Raw genomic sequence first — 16,894 nt, forward strand, 5'->3', positions numbered from 1 at the left:
GAACGTCGTCGCGACCCTGCTCTCAGGCCTTGTCGTTGCTGTGCGGATATTCGCAGCGCCAGCGCACCGCGGTCCATTTCGGATGCTCGCCGATCCATTGGGCGATGTAGGGCGGCGCCTTCATCGCGCATTGCTGCAGCGACGCTCCGCCGTCGGCGAAAACGAGATGCTGCTCCTCGCAGGTGGTCGGCGACAGCACCGCGCAGACGGTGATGACGAGATCGATGGGGCTCATGGCTCGATGTCCTTCGATAAGCCGGAAGCAGAGTACCTGAAATTACGACCTTCGGCCGCATCGGTTTCTCTTTGCGCGCCACTTTCTGTTCGGAACCATGCAAGCCACGACCATCAGTCGGCCAATCTGGTGCTGCCGCTTGATCCCGACCGGCAGATCGGCTGCAATGGCGGCGGTCGATCGACCTCAAAAAAGCGAATGCGGAGGAAGCAGATGCCCAAGGTTCTCGTACTCTACAAGACCCCCAAGAGCGCCGAGGCGTTCGACAAGCACTATGCGAACATTCACGTGCCGCTGGCGAAGAAGATCCCCGGCCTCAAGAGCTACGACATCAGCCGTGGCCCGGTGAACGGACCGGCGGGCCCGACCAATATCCACCTGGTCGCCACGCTGGCATTCGATTCGATGCAGGCGCTACAGGCCGGCATGGGGTCGGCGGAAGGCAAGGCGGCGGCGGGAGATCTGCCGAACTTCGCCGATGGCGGCGTCGACCTGTATATTTTCGATACGCAAGACGCCTGATCGAGCAACGATTCCGACAACGGACCCGCCAAGCCGAAACGATCAAGCATCGCTTGCGGCTTGGCGGATCGCTAAGGCTTACTTGCGCGCCGCGCAAGCGTACATGTTGATTTCCATGCCGACCGGCACTTCGACGATCTTCGGTGTCTTCCAGGCCATTTCCAACTCCCAGGTTCAGCTATCGTTGACAGGCGCGCTGCTCGCGCCGAGGTCAAAGCTAGGGCCGCGGTTGCATGAACGCAAGGCTCGCCGGCAGCTGACGGCTGCGCAGTTTGGCCAACAACGACCATCGGCCGCTTGCATCAGACCGCCAGCCCCTGCGCGCCTCTTCCCGCCCAACATGTGACGCAGTCGCGACACGGCGTCCGCCAGCAACCGCTCATGCGCCGCCCGGTTGCACATAGCAGAACACATATCGATTGCGGCTCAGGAAGATAATGCCATGACCGGTGGGATTTCCCTTGTCCCATTTCAGCTTGTTATCGGGGACCTCGATCTCCGTTCCGACATCGACATGCGGACGCCCGCGTGGCTCATCAGGACGGTCGTCGGTGATGGTCACATAGGTCTTGCCGTCACGCACATGGATTTCGTCGGCGAAGTAGGCATCAGCCTCGCCACAGCACGAAGCGGTCGGCACGTCGGGCTGCATCAAGGCTTCGTACCATTGGCGCAGGGAAGAATCAGCCGATCCCCATTGACCGAGATCACGCGCACTCGCACTCACCCAAAGGCAACAAAGCATCCCAAGCCAAAGGATGGATCGTCTCATCCGCCTACTCCTCTGTTGTCCCGGCATGATGGAATGAAGCAATGTTCATGCCGCAACGCAGCAGAGACCGGCGACCATCTTGGCGATAGAAAAACTATCCATTTTCCAGATACTTATGCAGACGCCGACGCACACTGACCGTGGCTTGCATTCCGGCCTGCGGCAGGCGACTGCCCACCATTTCGTATTGACGGTTCCTGGATTCGAGCGGAGTGTTGTTGCCGCAGCGTCAGGATAGGCGCGCATGAAAAAGTCTTTGGAGGAAATGAATGAAGCGGATCGCGCTGGCCGCAGGCCTCGCTATGTTTGCATCACATGGTGCAATCGCGCAGAGCGCTGATCAGTTGGTCAAGGGTGCCACTGATACGGCGAACGTCCTCAACTACGGGATGGGCTACAACCTGCAGCGGTTCAGTCCGCTCACGCAGATCAACAAGGACAATGCCAAGAATCTGGTCCCGGTCTGGAACTACAGTTTCGCCGATGATCGCAGCGAGGAATCGCAGCCGCTCGTGTACCAGGGCGTGCTCTATGTCACGTCCCACAACGCGACGATGGCCGTCGATGCCAAGACCGGCAAGCAGATCTGGAAGAGCAAGGTCGACTATCCCGCCGAGACGCCGCGTGTCGTCTGCTGCGGCATCATCAATCGTGGCGCCGCGATCTATGACGGCAAGATCTTCCGGACGACGCTCGATGCCAACGTGATCGCGCTCGATGCCAAGACCGGCAAGGAGCTATGGCGCCAGAAGGCCGCGGACATCAAGGAAGGCTACTCGATGACGGTGGCACCGCTGGTCGCCGACGGCGTCGTGCTGACCGGCATCTCCGGTGCTGAGTTCGGCACCCGCGGCTTCATCGACGGCTGGGATCCGGCCACCGGCAAGCATCTGTGGCGCACGCACACGGTGCCTACGCCGGACGAGCCCGGCGGCGACACCTGGAAGGGCGACACCTGGAAGCTTGGCGGCGGCTCGACCTGGATCACCGGATCATACGATCCCGAGCAGAACACCGTGTTCTGGGGCGTCGGCAATCCCGGTCCGTTCAATGCCGCTGTGCGCCCCGGTGACAATCTCTACACCTGCTCGGTGCTGGCGCTCGATCCGAAGACCGGCAAGATGAAGTGGCACTTCCAGTTCTCGCCGAACAATCCGTTCGACTACGACGCGGTCGCCGAGATGGTGCTGGCCGACATGAACGTCGAAGGCAAGCCGACCAAGGTGTTGATGAACGCCAATCGCAACGGCTTCTTCTACGTGCTCGACCGCACCAACGGCAAGCTGCTGGCGGCCAACCCCTATGTGAAGGTGAACTGGGCGTCCAGCATCGACCTGAAGACCGGCAAGCCGGTCGAGACCGACGTCACGCGTGACGCACGCGAGGGCAAGAAGGTCACGGTGTATCCGTCGATTCTCGGCGGCAAGAACTGGGAGCCGATGTCGTTCAATCCGCAGACGGGATTGGCCTACGCCAACACGCTGGTGTTCGGCGGTCACTACAAGACGGAGCCCGCGACCTACAAGGCCGGCGAGTGGTACCTCGGCATGGACCTGACCGACCTGTGGGATTGGCCGGAGGGTCCGCGCGGTCAGTTGAAGGCCATCGATCCGATGACCGGCAAGACCAAGTGGGAGCAGCCGAGTGACATTCCGCGCTTCTCCGGCGTGCTGTCGACCGGCGGCGGCGTGGTGTTCTCGGGCAAGCTCACCGGCGAGTTCGAGGCCTTCGACGCCGACAGCGGCAAGAAGCTGTGGCAGTTCCAGACCGGCTCCGGCATCGAGGGACAGCCTGTGACCTGGCAGCAGGACGGCGTGCAGTATGTCGCCGTCACCTCGGGCTACGGCGGCGTGTACTCGCTGTTCTCCGGCGACGAGCGTCTGGCCAACGTGCCGGCGGGCGGCTCGCTCTGGGTTTTCGCGGTCAAGAACTGAGCGCGGATTGCCCGTGAGACAGAACAGGTTCATGAAAACGGCGGCGATTTTCGCCGCCGTGGTGGCAGGTTCGGCCGTCATATTGCCGGTCGCTCTCGCCCAACAACAAGACGACAGCGCTGCGCACAGCCAAGTGGCCCCTCAGGTGGACCTGGGCAAGACGACCTTCGCTCAGAAGTGCTCGCATTGCCACGGCCCGAACATGGTGAACTCCGGCACGATCACCCCTGATCTACGCCGATTTCCGGACGATCAGCCGCGCTTCGTCACCACGGTGAAGCAGGGCAAGAACGGCCGGATGCCGCCCTGGGGCGACATTCTCAGCGACGACGAGATCACCGCGCTTTGGGCCTACGTATCGAGCCGGAGAACGCAGTGATGCGCCGCCTCTTTTGGCTAGTGGCCGCTCTCATGATTTCTACCGTGTCGACAGCAGCCTCGGCTGCCGACGACGTGCTGCGCATCTGCCTGGACGAAAATCTTCCGCCGCTCTCCGTGCATCATCGCGGCAAGCCGGGCAGCGGTTTCGACGTCCTGCTCGGTCAGGCCATCGCGGAACGGCTTGGCAAGACGCTCGAGATCCAGTGGTACGAAAGCAAGTTGGACGAAGATTCGAGTCCTGCACTGGAAGCCAACGCGCTGCTGTCGGATGGACGGTGCGCCCTGATCGGCAGCTACGCCTTCACCCAGGACGGACTGGTTGCGCCCGGTGTGAAGACCGCCAAACTGCCCGATTTCGATGGCGCGACCCGCGACGATCGGCGTCGGCGCATTGCGCTCGGCGCACTGGCGCCGAGCAAGCCGTACATGTTCTCGACCTTGACCGTCGTTCTCGGACCCGGCGCCAAACAGCGCCAGATCACCGACATCGGCGACCTGGCCGGACTGCGCCTTGCCATCGAGAGCGGCACGCTGGCCGATGCGATCCTGATGACCTTCGACAAGGGTCGCCTGATCGACGACATCACGCATTTGATTCCGACACGCGATGATCTGCTCGGCGCTCTCGAACAGGGCGAATTCGACGCCACCCTTCTCGACAACAGGCGCTTCGATGCCTATCGGGCTGCTCATCCTGATACCAGTTTGACGCGGTCAGGCTATAACTATCCGATTGGTGTCAACCGCGGCTATGTCGGCCTCTCGAGCTCGGCCGATTTGCTGAAGTCGGTCGACAAGGTGCTGTCGGAGCTCGATGGGTCCGGTACCCTGGCGAAGCTGGGAGCCGATGCAGGCCTGACCTATGTGCCACCGCGCGAGCCGCTCATCCTGGGCGATGCGTTCCAGAAGATCATCAGGAGTGGTGCGCGCTAGGCGCGCACCACCGGGGATCGCTCAGCGCGCCGCCGTCTTGTGAACGGACGACGGCACGACGCCGAAATACTTCCGGAACACGCGGCTGAAATGCGACGAGCTCGAGAAGCCCCATGAGAAGGCGACGTCGGTGATGGTCTTGCCGGTCTGCGCCTCGAGCTCCTGCCGGCAGTGCTGCAACCTTGCACGCCAGATGTAATCGCTGACCGTCATCCCGCGGTCACTGAACACCATGTGAAGGTAGCGCTTGGTACAACCCAAGGCTGCCGAGATCTGATCGATGCTCAGGTCGGGATCGCGCAAATGCTCGCGAATGAACGCCTGCGCCCGGATGTAGACGGCTTCGGGGCCGGCGCGATCGAGCATCCGGTCGGCTTCACGCAGCGGCAGCAGCAGCAAATCGATCAGCGATTCGGCGACACTGAGCGCCGAGTTGGGCGACAGCCGTGTCGCCTCGTCGAACGCCGCATGGGTCACATCGTGCGCGATACGGCCGGTCCCGCTCCGCGCCGACAGCTTGTAGGCCGGCATCTTCTCGGACCGGAAGCCGCGCTCCCGCAACAGCTCCTTGGGCACGATCACCACGTCATGACGCGTCAACGCGGGGCTGACGATGGTGTGCGGCGAGGACACGTCGTAAGCGAGACAATCGCCGGGGCCGATCTCGATCTGGCGCCCATCCTGCTCAAAATACGACGTTCCATAGGTCTGGAAGAGAATCTTGATGTAAGGATGCGCCGTCTCACGAGCGCGCGCGTAGGTATGTGCGATCCGATGCTGGCTTGCCTCGATCTGGCACAGCTTCAGGCGGGAGACCGTCGTGAAATTGATATGCCCCTCGAACGACGCCCCCTCCAGCGGGTCGACGTCGAACCTTCCGCAGAGATCGGTCAGTGCATCTGACCAACGTTGAATCTGGCTCTTGGGCGAGAAGCCCATGGTGCTAAGCGAGCGGATCGTATCGGACATATTCATCCACCGATTCAGGATCGAAACGCAACGTGTCCGCCGCAGGACGACGAACGAGACTGCAGCCAGATTACTCCTAATTTAAGGCCGCGGGACTTTCGCGGCGCATTAGTTCCATAAAGCGCCCCAAATGATCCTCCGCCTTCATCTCTGTAAGGTCAAGAAAAACATCAACCTTCGGTGGAACCAGCATGCTGCGAATTGATGCTGCGCAGCAAGAATGCCCCTCATGTTGCGGACCAGCAAAGCAAATCTTCTTCAAAAACTTCTCTCCGCTTCACTCTTGAGCAAGCTCGTTTCTCTTTTGGGCAAGTTTCCCGGTTGGGAAGTGGATAATCAATGATGCCGAAAACGAATACTGGGCCGCGTGCTGCGGAACCTCAGTTGAACCCGGGAGGAAAGACGATGCGAAGAGTGCTACTCGCAACATGTCTGACGTCAGTCGCGGCGCTTGCCGCGGGTGGCGCGTGGGCCAGCGAAGAGCTGGTCAAGATGTCGGCCAACCCGAAGGACTGGGTGATGCCGGCGGGAGATTACGCCAACACGCGTTACTCCAAGCTCAACCAGATCAACGCACAGAACGTCGGCAAGCTGCAGGTCGCGTGGACCTTCTCCACCGGCGTGCTGCGCGGCCATGAAGGCGGACCGCTCATCGTCGGCAACATGATGTATGTGCATACGCCCTTCCCCAATAAGGTGTATGCGATCGATCTGGCCAACGACAACAAGATCGTCTGGAAGTACGAGCCCAAGCAGGATCCGAACGTCATTCCGGTGATGTGCTGCGACACGGTGAACCGTGGCGTCGCCTACGGTGACGGCAAGATCTTCCTGCACCAGGCCGACGACAAGCTGGTGGCGATCGATGCCAAGAGCGGCCAGCAGGTGTGGACCGCCGTCAACGGCGATCCGAGCAAGGGACAGACCGGCACGTCGGCCCCGCTGGTGGTCAAGGACAAGGTCCTGGTCGGCACGTCCGGCGGTGAATTCGGCGTCCAGTGCAGCATGACGGCCTACGACATCAAGACCGGCAAGCAGGCCTGGAAGGCCTATTCTGAAGGTCCGGATGACCAGATCCTGTTCGACGCCAATACAACGTCGCTCGGCAAGCCGGTCGGCAAGGACTCGAGCTTGAAGACCTGGCAGGGCGACCAGTGGAAGACCGGCGGCGGCTGCACCTGGGGCTGGATCTCCTATGACCCGCAGCTCGACATGGTCTACTACGGATCGGGCAACCCCTCGACCTGGAATCCGAAGCAGCGTCCGGGTGACAACAAATGGTCGATGACGATCTTCGCGCGCGCGGCCGACACCGGCGTGGCGAAGTGGGTCTATCAGATGACGCCCCACGACGAGTGGGACTATGACGGCGTCAACGAGATGATCCTGTCGGACCAGGCGATCAACGGCCAGCCGCGCAAGCTGCTCACGCACTTCGATCGTAACGGCCTCGGCTACACGCTCGACCGCGCCAGCGGCGAACTGCTCGTCGCAGAAAAGTTCGACCCGAAGGTGAACTGGACGACCGGCGTCGACATGGACAAGAACTCGGCGACCTATGGCCGTCCGAAGGTTGTCGATCAGTACTCGACCGACAAGCAGGGCGAGGACGTCAACACCAAGGGCATCTGCCCGGCCGCGCTCGGCACCAAGGACGAACAGCCGGCGGCCTACTCGCCGGACACCCAGCTGTTCTACGTGCCGACCAACCACGTCTGCATGGACTACGAGCCCTTCAAGGTGAGCTACACCGCAGGTCAGCCCTATGTCGGCGCGACGCTGTCGATGTATCCGCCGGCGGGTGAGACCCACATGGGCAACTTCATCGCCTGGGACGGCAAGACCGGCAAGATCGCCTGGTCGAACAAGGAGCCGTTCTCGGTGTGGTCGGGTGCCCTTGCAACGGCTGGCGGCGTGGTGTTCTACGGCACGCTGGAAGGCTACCTCAAGGCAGTCGACGCCAAGACGGGTAAGGAGCTCTACAAGTTCAAGACTCCGTCCGGCATCATCGGCAACGTCTCGACCTATGAGAACGGCGGCAAGCAGTACGTGGCCGTGCTCTCGGGCGTCGGCGGCTGGGCCGGCATCGGTCTTGCGGCGGGCCTGACGGATCCGACCGCTGGTCTCGGTGCGGTCGGTGGCTATGCAGCGCTGAGCAACTACACCGCGCTCGGCGGCACGCTCACCGTGTTCTCGCTCCCGCAACAGTGAGCTGAACGGTCTGCTTCCGGCGCATGGATCTCGTCCATGCGCCGGTTCGCCTGCCTCGAAAACCTGGGGATGACGCCCTTGCGTAAGATTTTGATTGCGGTCGCTGCGGCCCTGTGCGCGGCAACCGGCGGGATGACTGTCGCCGGAAATGCCTGGGCTGAAGGCCCGGGAGATCCAACGGCCGTCAAATCCGAAGACGGCAAGTATTTCGATAAGGACGGTAATCCGACCTACAAGGTGGCTGCCGACGGAACGGTCGACTGGTACACGTACTCCGGATACCGCCGCTATCACTCCGAATGCCATGTCTGCCACGGCCCCGACGGCATGGGATCGACCTATGCCCCCGCGCTCAAGGACTCTGTCAAGAACCTGAGCTATGGCGATTTCATCGGCGTCATCGCCAGCGGCCGCAAGAATGTCAGCACGGCCCAGGAGAACGTCATGCCGGCCTTCGGCGACAACCCGAACGTGGCCTGCTACATGGACGACCTCTACATCTATCTGCGCGCCCGCGGCAATGATGCGGTGGGACGCGTCCGCCCGGGCAAGCACGAGGACAAGCCGCCAGCCTACACAGAAGCGGAGAACTCCTGCATGGGCAAGAAATAGCCGACGACTGGACCGCGCCTGAACAGTTGCCCTGCGCAGAGCCGCGGACCTTGAGAGACTAAAACAGGAGTTGAAGACATGAAGACGCGCGCCGCGGTCGCTTTCGAAGCCAAGAAACCGCTGGAGATCGTCGAGGTCGACCTCGAAGGACCGAAGGCCGGCGAAGTGCTGGTCGAGATCAAGGCGACCGGCATCTGCCACACCGATGCCTACACCCTCGACGGATTCGACAGCGAAGGCATCTTCCCCTCGATCCTCGGCCATGAAGGCGCCGGCATCGTGCGCGAGGTCGGCCCTGGCGTGACCTCGGTCAAGCCGGGCGACCACGTCATCCCGCTGTACACACCGGAATGCCGCCAGTGCAAGAGCTGCCTCAGCCGCAAGACCAATCTCTGCACCGCGATCAGGGCCACCCAGGGCAAGGGCTTGATGCCGGACGGCACCTCGCGCTTCAGCTACAAGGGCCAGACCATCTATCACTACATGGGCTGCTCGACCTTCGCCAACCACACGGTTCTGCCCGAGATTGCGGTGGCGAAGATCCGCGATGACGCCCCGTTCGACAAGAGCTGTTACATCGGCTGCGGCGTCACCACCGGCGTCGGCGCCGTCGTGAACACCGCCAAGGTCACGCCCGGCTCGAACGTCGTCATCTTCGGCCTCGGCGGTATCGGCCTCAACGTCATCCAAGGCGCCCGCATGGCCGGCGCCGACAAGATCATCGGCGTCGACATCAACGACAGCAAGGAGGAATGGGGCCGCCGCTTCGGCATGACCCATTTCGTCAATCCCAAGAAGGTGACCGGCGACATCGTCCAGCACCTCGTCGCGCTCACGGATGGCGGCGCCGACTACACCTTCGACTGCACCGGCAACACCACCGTCATGCGTCAGGCGCTGGAGGCCTGTCATCGCGGCTGGGGCGAATCGATCATCATCGGTGTCGCCGAGGCCGGCAAGGAGATCGCAACCCGTCCGTTCCAGCTCGTCACCGGCCGTGTCTGGAAGGGCACTGCGTTCGGCGGCGCGCGCGGGCGCACCGACGTCCCCAAGATCGTCGACTGGTACATGAACGGAAAGATCGAAATCGACCCGATGATCACCCACACGCTCTCGCTCGAAGACATCAACAAGGGCTTCGACCTTATGCATGAGGGCAAATCGATCCGTTCCGTCGTCGTGTTCTGACCCCAAGCACGCAAAACTGAGGAGGATTGCGCCATGACTGTCCACATCCACCCGTCCGTCGACCATGGAGTGAAACAAGGGAGCGGCCATTTCGGAGGCGGCACCCTGGTCTGCAAGTGCCACGACCGTCCTGTGAAGGTCGGCATCAAGGGCGACGTGGCGCACAACCATGCCTGCGGCTGCACCAAGTGCTGGAAGCCGTCGGGCGCGACCTTCTCGGTCGTTGCGGTGGTACCGCGGCAGAATGTCACGGTGCTGGAGAACGGCGACAAGCTGAAGATCGTCGATGCCTCCGCGGTCATTCAGCGCTACGCCTGCACTGGCTGCGGCACTCACATGTATGGCCGCATCGAGAACACCGGCCATCCGTTCTACGGCCTGGACTTCATCCATCCCGAGCTGTTCCAGGAGCAGGGTTCGGCGGCGCCGGGCTTTGCGGCGTTCGTCTCCTCGGTGATCGAGTCGGGCGTGAAGCCGGAACAGATGGGAGAGATTCGGGCGCGGCTGAAGGAGCTTGGGCTGGAGCCCTATGACTGCCTGTCGCCGGCCCTGATGGATGCGATTGCCACGCACGTGGCGAAAGCAAAGGCGGCCTGAGGGCCGTAACGTACCAAGCGTACCAAACTGAAGCGTTCCTTCCTGAAGACTTGGTGCCTCGCCTGCCCCACGCTGGCGAGGCATTCTTTTTGTGCGATGCCATCTCGTGCGATGCCATTGTCTGCAATGCCATCGCCCCGCATTCGAGATGTTGCGGCGCAAGTCGCCGAGCCGCACCGTTTGCGTCGCAGCGCAGGTACACGCGCTGCTGATGACGGGCCTGACAACACACGAGCGTGTGTAGACAGATGGCAGTCGCGGTCTGCTATCATGAGCAGCTTTCCGACAACTCTCAATTGAGCCGGCGCGTGCATCTTGGACATGTGGTCCCGCGCGCGTCCACCAACGATCAGAACTGACGACCAAGGGTCCGACAGAGCGAGGGCGAACATGATCAAGGTGAAAGTCAATGGACAGGAGCAGAACTGGGATGGCGATCCGAGTCTGCCGCTGCTGTGGTATCTGCGCGATGAACTCGGCCTCACCGGCTCGAAATATGGCTGCGGCCAGGCGCTGTGCGGCTCCTGCACCGTGATGGTCGACAAGCAGGCCGCCCGCGCCTGCATCACCGCATTGTCCGATGTCGCGGGACGCGAGGTCACCACCATCGAGGGCCTGCACCCGACCGGCGATCATCCCGTCCAGAAGGCCTGGCGGCAGGTCAACGTGCCGCAATGCGGGTTCTGCCAGGCCGGGCAGATCATGCAGGCCGCAGCGCTGTTGAACGAGAACCCGAAGCCGTCGCATGACCAGATCAGGGATGCGATGTCCGGCAACATCTGCCGCTGCGGCTGCTATCAGCGCATCGAGAACGCGGTTCATCTGGCCTCGACGGGAGTGTGATCATGAACATCATCGCAAACCCCGACAAGGCGAACGCCACTTCGCGCCGCGGCTTCGAAAGGCATCTCAAGGTCGAGAACGTCTCGCGCCGCGCCATCCTGCAGACGCTGGGCATCGCCGGCGGCTTCGTGCTCGCAGCACCCTTGCTGTCGCGCCCGGCCTTCGCCGCCTACGAGACCGGCGCCGGCAAGATGCCCCACGGCACGGTCGTCGATCCCAAGGTCTTCGTGTCGATCGCGCCCGACGGCATCGTCTCCATTCTCGCGCATCGCTCCGAGATGGGCACTGGGATACGCACCAGCCTGCCGCTGGTCGTGGCGGAGGAAATGGAGGCCGACTGGACGCGCGTGCGGGTGGTCCAGGCCCCCGGCGACGAGGTGAAGTTCGGCAACCAGGACACCGACGGCTCGCGCAGCACCCGGCATTATCTGCTGCCGATGCGCCAGATCGGCGCCATGGCGCGCGCGATGCTCGAGGCGGCTGCCGCGAAGAAGCTTGGCGTCCCGGCAAGCGAGGTGAAGGCGGTCAATCATGAGGTCGTGCACAGCGCCAGCGGCCGGCGCCTCGGCTTCGGCGAGCTCGCCGCCGATGCCGCCAGCCAGCCAGTGCCGGCAGTCGACACCATCAAGCTGAAGTCGCCGAAGGACTTCCGCTATCTCGGCAAGGGTCAGGTCAGCATCGTCGACCTGCGCGACATCACCGTCGGCAAGGCGCACTACGGTGCCGATGTGCGATTGCCCGGCATGAAGTACGCGGTCATCGCCCGGCCGCCGGTCACCGGCGGCAAGATGAAGTCGTTCGATCCAGCTGACGCGCTCAAGGTCTCCGGCGTCGAGAAGGTGCTCGAGGTCAAGGGCTGGCCGTGGCCGTCGAAATTCCAGCCGCTCGGCGGCGTCGCGGTGATCGCACGCAACACTGGTGCGGCGATCAAGGGCCGCGACGCGCTGAAGATCGAGTGGGAGGATGGACCGAACGCGGCCTATGACTCGGTCGCCTACCGCGCCGAGCTCGAAGCCGCCGCACGCCAGCCGGGCCTCGTCGTCCGCCAGGAAGGCGACGCGGACGCCGCGCTGAAGTCGGCCGACAAGGTCATCACCGGCGAGTACTATCTGCCGCATTTCGCCCATGCCAGCATGGAGCCGCCGGTCGCCGTGGCCGACGTCAAGGGCGACAAGGCGGAGATCTGGGCGCCGGTGCAGAGCCCCGGCGGCACCCGCGAGGACGTCGCCAAGACGCTGCAGATTCCAATCGAGAACGTGACCGTCAACGTCACCCTGCTCGGCGGCGGCTTCGGCCGCAAGTCGAAGTGCGACTTCGCCCTCGAAGCCGCCCTGCTCTCCAAGACCCTGGGCGCGCCGGTGAAGGTGCAGTGGACGCGTGACGACGACATCCATCACGACTTCCTGCACACGGTCTCGGTCGAGCGCATCGAGGCCGGACTCGACAAGAGCGGCAAGGTGGTGGCCTGGCGTCACCGCAGCGTCGCGCCGACCATCCTGTCGACTTTCGCGGCCGGTGCCGATCATGCGGCGCCGTTCGAGCTCGGCATGGGCCTCGTCGACATGCCGTTCGAGATCGCTAACATCCAATGCGAGAACCCGGCCGCCAAGGCGATGACCCGCATCGGCTGGTTCCGCTCGGTCTCGAACATCCCGCGCGCCTTCGCCGTGCAGTCGATGGTCGGCGAGATCGCCGCCGCCACCGGCCGCGATCAAAAGGACATGCTGCTCGAGCTGATCGGCAGTCCGCGTATCGTCAAGCTCGCCTCGGTGAAGGACCTCTGGAACTACGGCGAGCCCTATGAGAGCTACCCGATCGATACCGGGCGGCTGCGTCGCGTCGTCGAGTTCGTCGCCGAGAAGGGCAATTGGGGCCGGTCGGTGCCCAAGGGCCATGGGCTCGGCATCGCCGCGCATCGCAGCTTCGTCAGCTACATCGCCACCATCGTGGAGGTGTCGGTCGACGACAAGGGCAAGCTGACCGTGCACCAGGTCGACAGCGCGATCGATTGCGGTGTCTTCGTCAACCCCGAGCGCATCCAGTCGCAGCTCGAGGGAGCGGCGATCATGGGGCTGAGCCTCGCCAAATATGGCGAGATCAGCTTCAAGAACGGCCGGGTGCAGCAGCGCAACTTCGACGACTTCCAGGTGGTCCGGATCGACGAAGCGCCGCTGGTCACCAACGTGCACATCGTGCCTGTCGATGCCGACACGCCGCCGAGCGGCGCCGGCGAGCCGGGCGTGCCGCCGTTTGCGCCGGCGCTCGCCAATGCGATCTTCGCCGCCACCGGAAAGCGCCTGCGGGCGCTGCCGATCGGCAAACAGCTCGCGATCTGAGCGAGCGGCGATGACGACAGCATCGGCCGGAGCGATCCGGCCGATGATCCCAGGAGGAAGCCAGCGCGGCTCGTTCAGCCATTTTCGTATCCGCAACCCCTCCTCTAGCGATTCACGAACCGGTCGCGCGCGGACAGCACGACGTGCCCGCTCGCATCGAGCGCCTCGAAGGTGACGTCGGCGTCCGCAGGCTCCTGCATCGTCAAGGTCACGCGCAGCGTCTCCGAGCCGTCCGGCTCGACCTCGATCACTGAGGCCTGCGCATGGCCGACGATCGCGAGCGCCGCGTCGACGCCGCCGATGGCGAGCCTGAAGCTCTGCACGGCGGACGACTTGTTGAGCAGCTTCACCGTGTAGGCGTTGCGGACCGAGCCATCCGACAGCCGCACCGCCATCGGATCGCGATCGTGCTGCACCGACAGCACGGCGGTGGTCGTTGTGACGAACGACACAGCAATGATGCCGGCGAGCGCAAGACAGGCGAGCGCCAGCCCGATCGTCTTCGGTCGCACCAGCCGCGAGACACGCGGCTCGCCGACGCGACCTCGCTCGATGTTGCGCCAGCTCTCGTAGTCGATCAGCCCGCGCGGACGGTCGAGCTTGGCCATCACGCCGTCGCAGGCATCGACGCAGAGGCCGCAATTGATGCAGGCGAAATTCGGCCCCTGGCGGATGTCGATGCCGATCGGGCAGACCGCGACACAGGCGCCGCAATCGACGCAGTCGCCGGCCGGCTCGCCTTGCGCCCGCGCCTCGGCCGCCTTCTTCGCCGACATCCTTCTCTCGCCCCGGTAGTCGCGATAGTTCACGGTAAAGGCCTCGGGATCCCAGATCGCGCCTTGAAGACGCGGCCACGGGCACATGAAGGTGCAGACCTGCTCGCGCGCGAAGCCGGCGAGGCCATAGGTCGTGCCGGCGAAGACGAGCATCCAGGTCAGCGCCGTCGCGGACATCTCGCCATGGACGACATCGCGCACCAGGTCGGGCGCATCCGTGAAGTAGAAGATCAAGGTTCCGCCGGTGCCGAGCGCGATGAGCATCCACAGCGCATGCTTGGTCGCGATCTGTGCGACGCGCTTCGTGGTCAGCGGCGCGCCGATGTTCTTCAACCGCTGCCGGCGGTCGCCCTCGACGAGGCGCTCGACCAGCAGGAACAGGTCGGTCCACACCGTCTGCGGACAGGCGAAGCCGCACCACAGGCGGCCGGCCAGCGCGTTCACGAGAACGAGGATGAACGTCGCCAGCAGCATCGCCGCGGTGATCAGATAGAGGTCCTGCGGCCAGATCTCGGCTGGGCCGAGATAGAGTTTTCCATGCGCGAAATCGAGCAGCACCGCCTGATCCGGCGCGTTGGGGCCGCGGTTCCAACGGATGAACGGCGTCACGTAGTAGACGCCGAGCGTGAGGACGAGGATCAGCCATTTGAGGCGACGGATCGGCCCCTTGACACCCTGAGGGACCACGGGACCGCCGGCCTGGCGCGGTGATCGCGAACTGCCCGATGATCGCACCGGGCTGCGGACCTGCGTCTTACCTTGGCTTTGGCCTTCGCCCTGCGCCATCCGGCGCGTCCTGGCGTGATCGATCTCGATGGTGATGGCCACGTCTGCCCTCGTTCGCTTGCGTCTTGCAGACGACGGTACGGGGCTCGGCCGGGCGGCTCTTTGTCGGCCGACAAACTTGCGAACGGCTGGCAGTGGGTGTTTGCGCGGGAACAACGATGGCGGATAGCCGGCAGGCGATGAGAGGCGCGGCACCGCGAGTGCCATGGCGGCAGGCGCAACATCCGAGGGGATGGGTGTGGCTGCCGCCCTCGTAGGGATCGCGTGCGGGAGAGCGTCTGCGACTGACGACCGGAGTTTTACGCTCAGGTCTCTCAAGGTCGTCATGGCCGGGCTTGTCCCGGCCATCCACGTCGTTCGGCATCCTGTGAACGACGTGGATGCCCGGGACGAGCCCGGGCATGACGGAGCAACTAACTGGGAGGATTGTTCGTCGCGACAGTCTCGAATCTCGATAGGTGGATCCTCCGCCTGCGAAGAGGCCGGATTGCATCGAACATGCAAGGAGGATTTTCCGCCAGGCTGGTGCGTGTGGCTGCCCCTCACCCCAACCCTCTCAGCGCGAGCGAAGCTCGTCGCGCCCCCGTGAAGAACGGGGAGAGGGAGCGCACTGCCATCTTGATGACGACGTTTGTCTCGATCGTCGGATCGGGAACATGCTCCACGAGACGTGCGATCTGGCCGCAGCCCTCACACGATCTTGATCGACATGTCCGGCAAGCCCTCCAGCTTGCACAGCAGCACGTCGCCCTTGACGACCGGGCCGACATTCTCCGGCGTGCCGGAATAGATGATGTCGCCGGCCTTGAGTTCGAATGCCTCGGAGAGTTTTGCGATCTGCTCGGCGACGCTCCAGATCATCTTGGTGAGATCGGAATTCTGCCGCACCGTGCCGTTGACGGCCAATGAGATGCCACCCTTGGTGAAGTGACCGACCTTCGCCACCGGATGGATCGGGCCAAGCACCGCGGCATGATCAAAACTCTTGCCGATCTCCCACGGCTTCTTCTCGGCGGCCATGCCGTTCTGCAGGTCGCGCCGGGTCATGTCGAGGCCGAGTGCGTAGCCGTAGACGTGGTCGAGCGCGGATTCGACCGGGATGTTGGTGCCGCCGGATTTGAGCGCCGCCACCAGCTCGACCTCGTGGTGATAGTTCTTGGTCAGCGACGGATAAGAATGCTCGGCAACCTCGCCGATGGCGACGTTCTGGATCGCGTCGGTCGGCTTCTGGAAGAAGAACGGCGGCTCGCGGTTCGGATCAGAACCACGCTCGATCGCATGCGCCGCGTAGTTGCGGCCGATGCAATAGATCCGGCGCACCGGGAAGACGCCCTGCTCGCCTGCGATGGGAATGGTGATCGCCGGCACCGCGAAGATCGGCTGGGGTCCGGCCTGCGCTGCAGTTGGGCTCGTCTCGGTCACGATCGCGGCGGCTGCAGCAAGGCTGCCGGCGCCGACAAGAAGATTGCGTCGTGAGGTGTCTGCCATTGGTTCCTCCTGGGATCAGCCGTTCGGGTCGCGGCTTGTTGTGTTGAGCGCAGCATTTGGCGCCTCGACTGCTAAGCATATCCAGTATGCCAGCGCCACTATCCACTCACGCGCCGTCGCTCTCGCGGCGCAACACGCGCCCGAAGCTGTCATCGAGACCCTCGCCGAAAACGCGAGGGCGCAGGGAAGACCGGACCTCGACTGAGGCCCGTGGCCCGCCTGCGGAAAAAAATGCAGGCGGCAGAACCACAGGTCAGCCGGACGACCCGGCCTTCCCTGCGCGATGGGCTTAACGTCTGCTCCGTGCTCTC

The 16,894-nt window shown here is 63.5% G+C and carries 16 protein-coding genes; 10 read left to right on the top strand and 6 right to left on the bottom strand.

Going from position 1 to position 16,894, the window contains the following annotated elements; genetic code table 11:
* Positions 1–22: 22 nt before the first annotated feature.
* Entirely contained in the window at positions 23–235 is a 213-nt protein-coding gene (locus tag ACQR07_RS06515; RefSeq protein ID WP_006609620.1) for a hypothetical protein, read from the bottom strand.
* A 213-nt stretch (positions 236–448) separates the two neighbouring features.
* Here ACQR07_RS06515 and ACQR07_RS06520 point away from each other — a divergent pair, with 213 nt between their 5' ends.
* Complete coding sequence (locus ACQR07_RS06520) at positions 449–757, top strand: EthD family reductase (RefSeq protein WP_434868838.1); 309 nt, start codon at positions 449–451, stop codon at positions 755–757.
* A 78-nt stretch (positions 758–835) separates the two neighbouring features.
* On the opposite strand, the gene pqqA is transcribed toward ACQR07_RS06520, so the two are convergent.
* Positions 836–916: a pyrroloquinoline quinone precursor peptide PqqA gene (gene pqqA, locus ACQR07_RS06525; protein WP_009031067.1), complete on the bottom strand. Its 81-nt coding sequence runs from the start codon at positions 914–916 to the stop codon at positions 836–838.
* Positions 917–1,136: 220 nt separating this feature from the next.
* A complete protein-coding gene (locus ACQR07_RS06530; RefSeq protein WP_434901488.1) occupies positions 1,137–1,529 on the bottom strand; it encodes a hypothetical protein in 393 nt (130 codons plus the stop codon).
* Positions 1,530–1,798: 269 nt separating this feature from the next.
* Here ACQR07_RS06530 and ACQR07_RS06535 point away from each other — a divergent pair, with 269 nt between their 5' ends.
* From ACQR07_RS06535 to ACQR07_RS06545, 3 genes are read left to right on the top strand one after another with little or no spacing between them, the layout of a single operon-like run.
* A complete protein-coding gene (locus ACQR07_RS06535) occupies positions 1,799–3,463 on the top strand; it encodes a methanol/ethanol family PQQ-dependent dehydrogenase (protein ID WP_434901489.1) in 1,665 nt (554 codons plus the stop codon).
* Positions 3,464–3,494: 31 nt separating this feature from the next.
* A complete protein-coding gene (locus tag ACQR07_RS06540) occupies positions 3,495–3,842 on the top strand; it encodes a c-type cytochrome (protein WP_434901490.1) in 348 nt (115 codons plus the stop codon).
* Positions 3,842–4,777 (top strand): substrate-binding periplasmic protein, encoded by a 936-nt coding sequence (locus tag ACQR07_RS06545; RefSeq protein ID WP_434901491.1) that lies wholly within the window; start codon positions 3,842–3,844, stop codon positions 4,775–4,777. The genes ACQR07_RS06540 and ACQR07_RS06545 overlap by 1 nt, the downstream gene beginning before the upstream one ends.
* 21 nt (positions 4,778–4,798) lie before the next feature.
* Here ACQR07_RS06545 and ACQR07_RS06550 read toward each other — a convergent pair whose 3' ends face one another.
* Positions 4,799–5,746 (bottom strand): helix-turn-helix domain-containing protein, encoded by a 948-nt coding sequence (locus ACQR07_RS06550; protein WP_434868843.1) that lies wholly within the window; start codon positions 5,744–5,746, stop codon positions 4,799–4,801.
* 405 nt (positions 5,747–6,151) lie between these two features.
* On the opposite strand from ACQR07_RS06550, the gene xoxF5 reads away from it, so the two are divergent.
* The 6 genes from xoxF5 (at position 6,152) to ACQR07_RS06580 (ending at position 13,533) form a co-directional block, all read left to right on the top strand.
* A complete protein-coding gene (gene xoxF5 / locus ACQR07_RS06555; RefSeq protein ID WP_434901492.1) occupies positions 6,152–7,957 on the top strand; it encodes a lanthanide-dependent methanol dehydrogenase XoxF5 in 1,806 nt (601 codons plus the stop codon).
* A 132-nt stretch (positions 7,958–8,089) separates the two neighbouring features.
* Complete coding sequence (locus ACQR07_RS06560) at positions 8,090–8,569, top strand: c-type cytochrome, methanol metabolism-related (RefSeq protein WP_434901767.1); 480 nt, start codon at positions 8,090–8,092, stop codon at positions 8,567–8,569.
* A gap of 78 nt (positions 8,570–8,647) precedes the next feature.
* Entirely contained in the window at positions 8,648–9,757 is a 1,110-nt protein-coding gene (locus ACQR07_RS06565) for an S-(hydroxymethyl)glutathione dehydrogenase/class III alcohol dehydrogenase (RefSeq protein WP_434868845.1), read from the top strand.
* A 33-nt stretch (positions 9,758–9,790) separates the two neighbouring features.
* Positions 9,791–10,354 carry an S-(hydroxymethyl)glutathione synthase gene (gfa, locus tag ACQR07_RS06570; protein WP_434901493.1) on the top strand — a complete coding sequence of 188 codons (564 nt, stop codon included), beginning with the start codon at positions 9,791–9,793 and terminating at the stop codon, positions 10,352–10,354.
* A 390-nt stretch (positions 10,355–10,744) separates the two neighbouring features.
* Positions 10,745–11,197 (top strand): (2Fe-2S)-binding protein, encoded by a 453-nt coding sequence (locus tag ACQR07_RS06575; RefSeq protein WP_434901494.1) that lies wholly within the window; start codon positions 10,745–10,747, stop codon positions 11,195–11,197.
* 2 nt (positions 11,198–11,199) lie between these two features.
* Positions 11,200–13,533 carry a molybdopterin cofactor-binding domain-containing protein gene (locus ACQR07_RS06580; protein ID WP_434901495.1) on the top strand — a complete coding sequence of 778 codons (2,334 nt, stop codon included), beginning with the start codon at positions 11,200–11,202 and terminating at the stop codon, positions 13,531–13,533.
* Positions 13,534–13,637: 104 nt separating this feature from the next.
* On the opposite strand, the gene ccoG is transcribed toward ACQR07_RS06580, so the two are convergent.
* Both ccoG and ACQR07_RS06590 read right to left on the bottom strand, forming a co-directional pair.
* Complete coding sequence (ccoG, locus tag ACQR07_RS06585; RefSeq protein WP_434901496.1) at positions 13,638–15,137, bottom strand: cytochrome c oxidase accessory protein CcoG; 1,500 nt, start codon at positions 15,135–15,137, stop codon at positions 13,638–13,640.
* Positions 15,138–15,785: 648 nt separating this feature from the next.
* A complete protein-coding gene (locus tag ACQR07_RS06590) occupies positions 15,786–16,583 on the bottom strand; it encodes a fumarylacetoacetate hydrolase family protein (protein ID WP_434901497.1) in 798 nt (265 codons plus the stop codon).
* Positions 16,584–16,894 lie beyond the last annotated feature (311 nt).

The organism is Bradyrhizobium sp. HKCCYLS20291 (assembly GCF_051167715.1).
GTDB lineage: Bacteria > Pseudomonadota > Alphaproteobacteria > Rhizobiales > Xanthobacteraceae > Bradyrhizobium.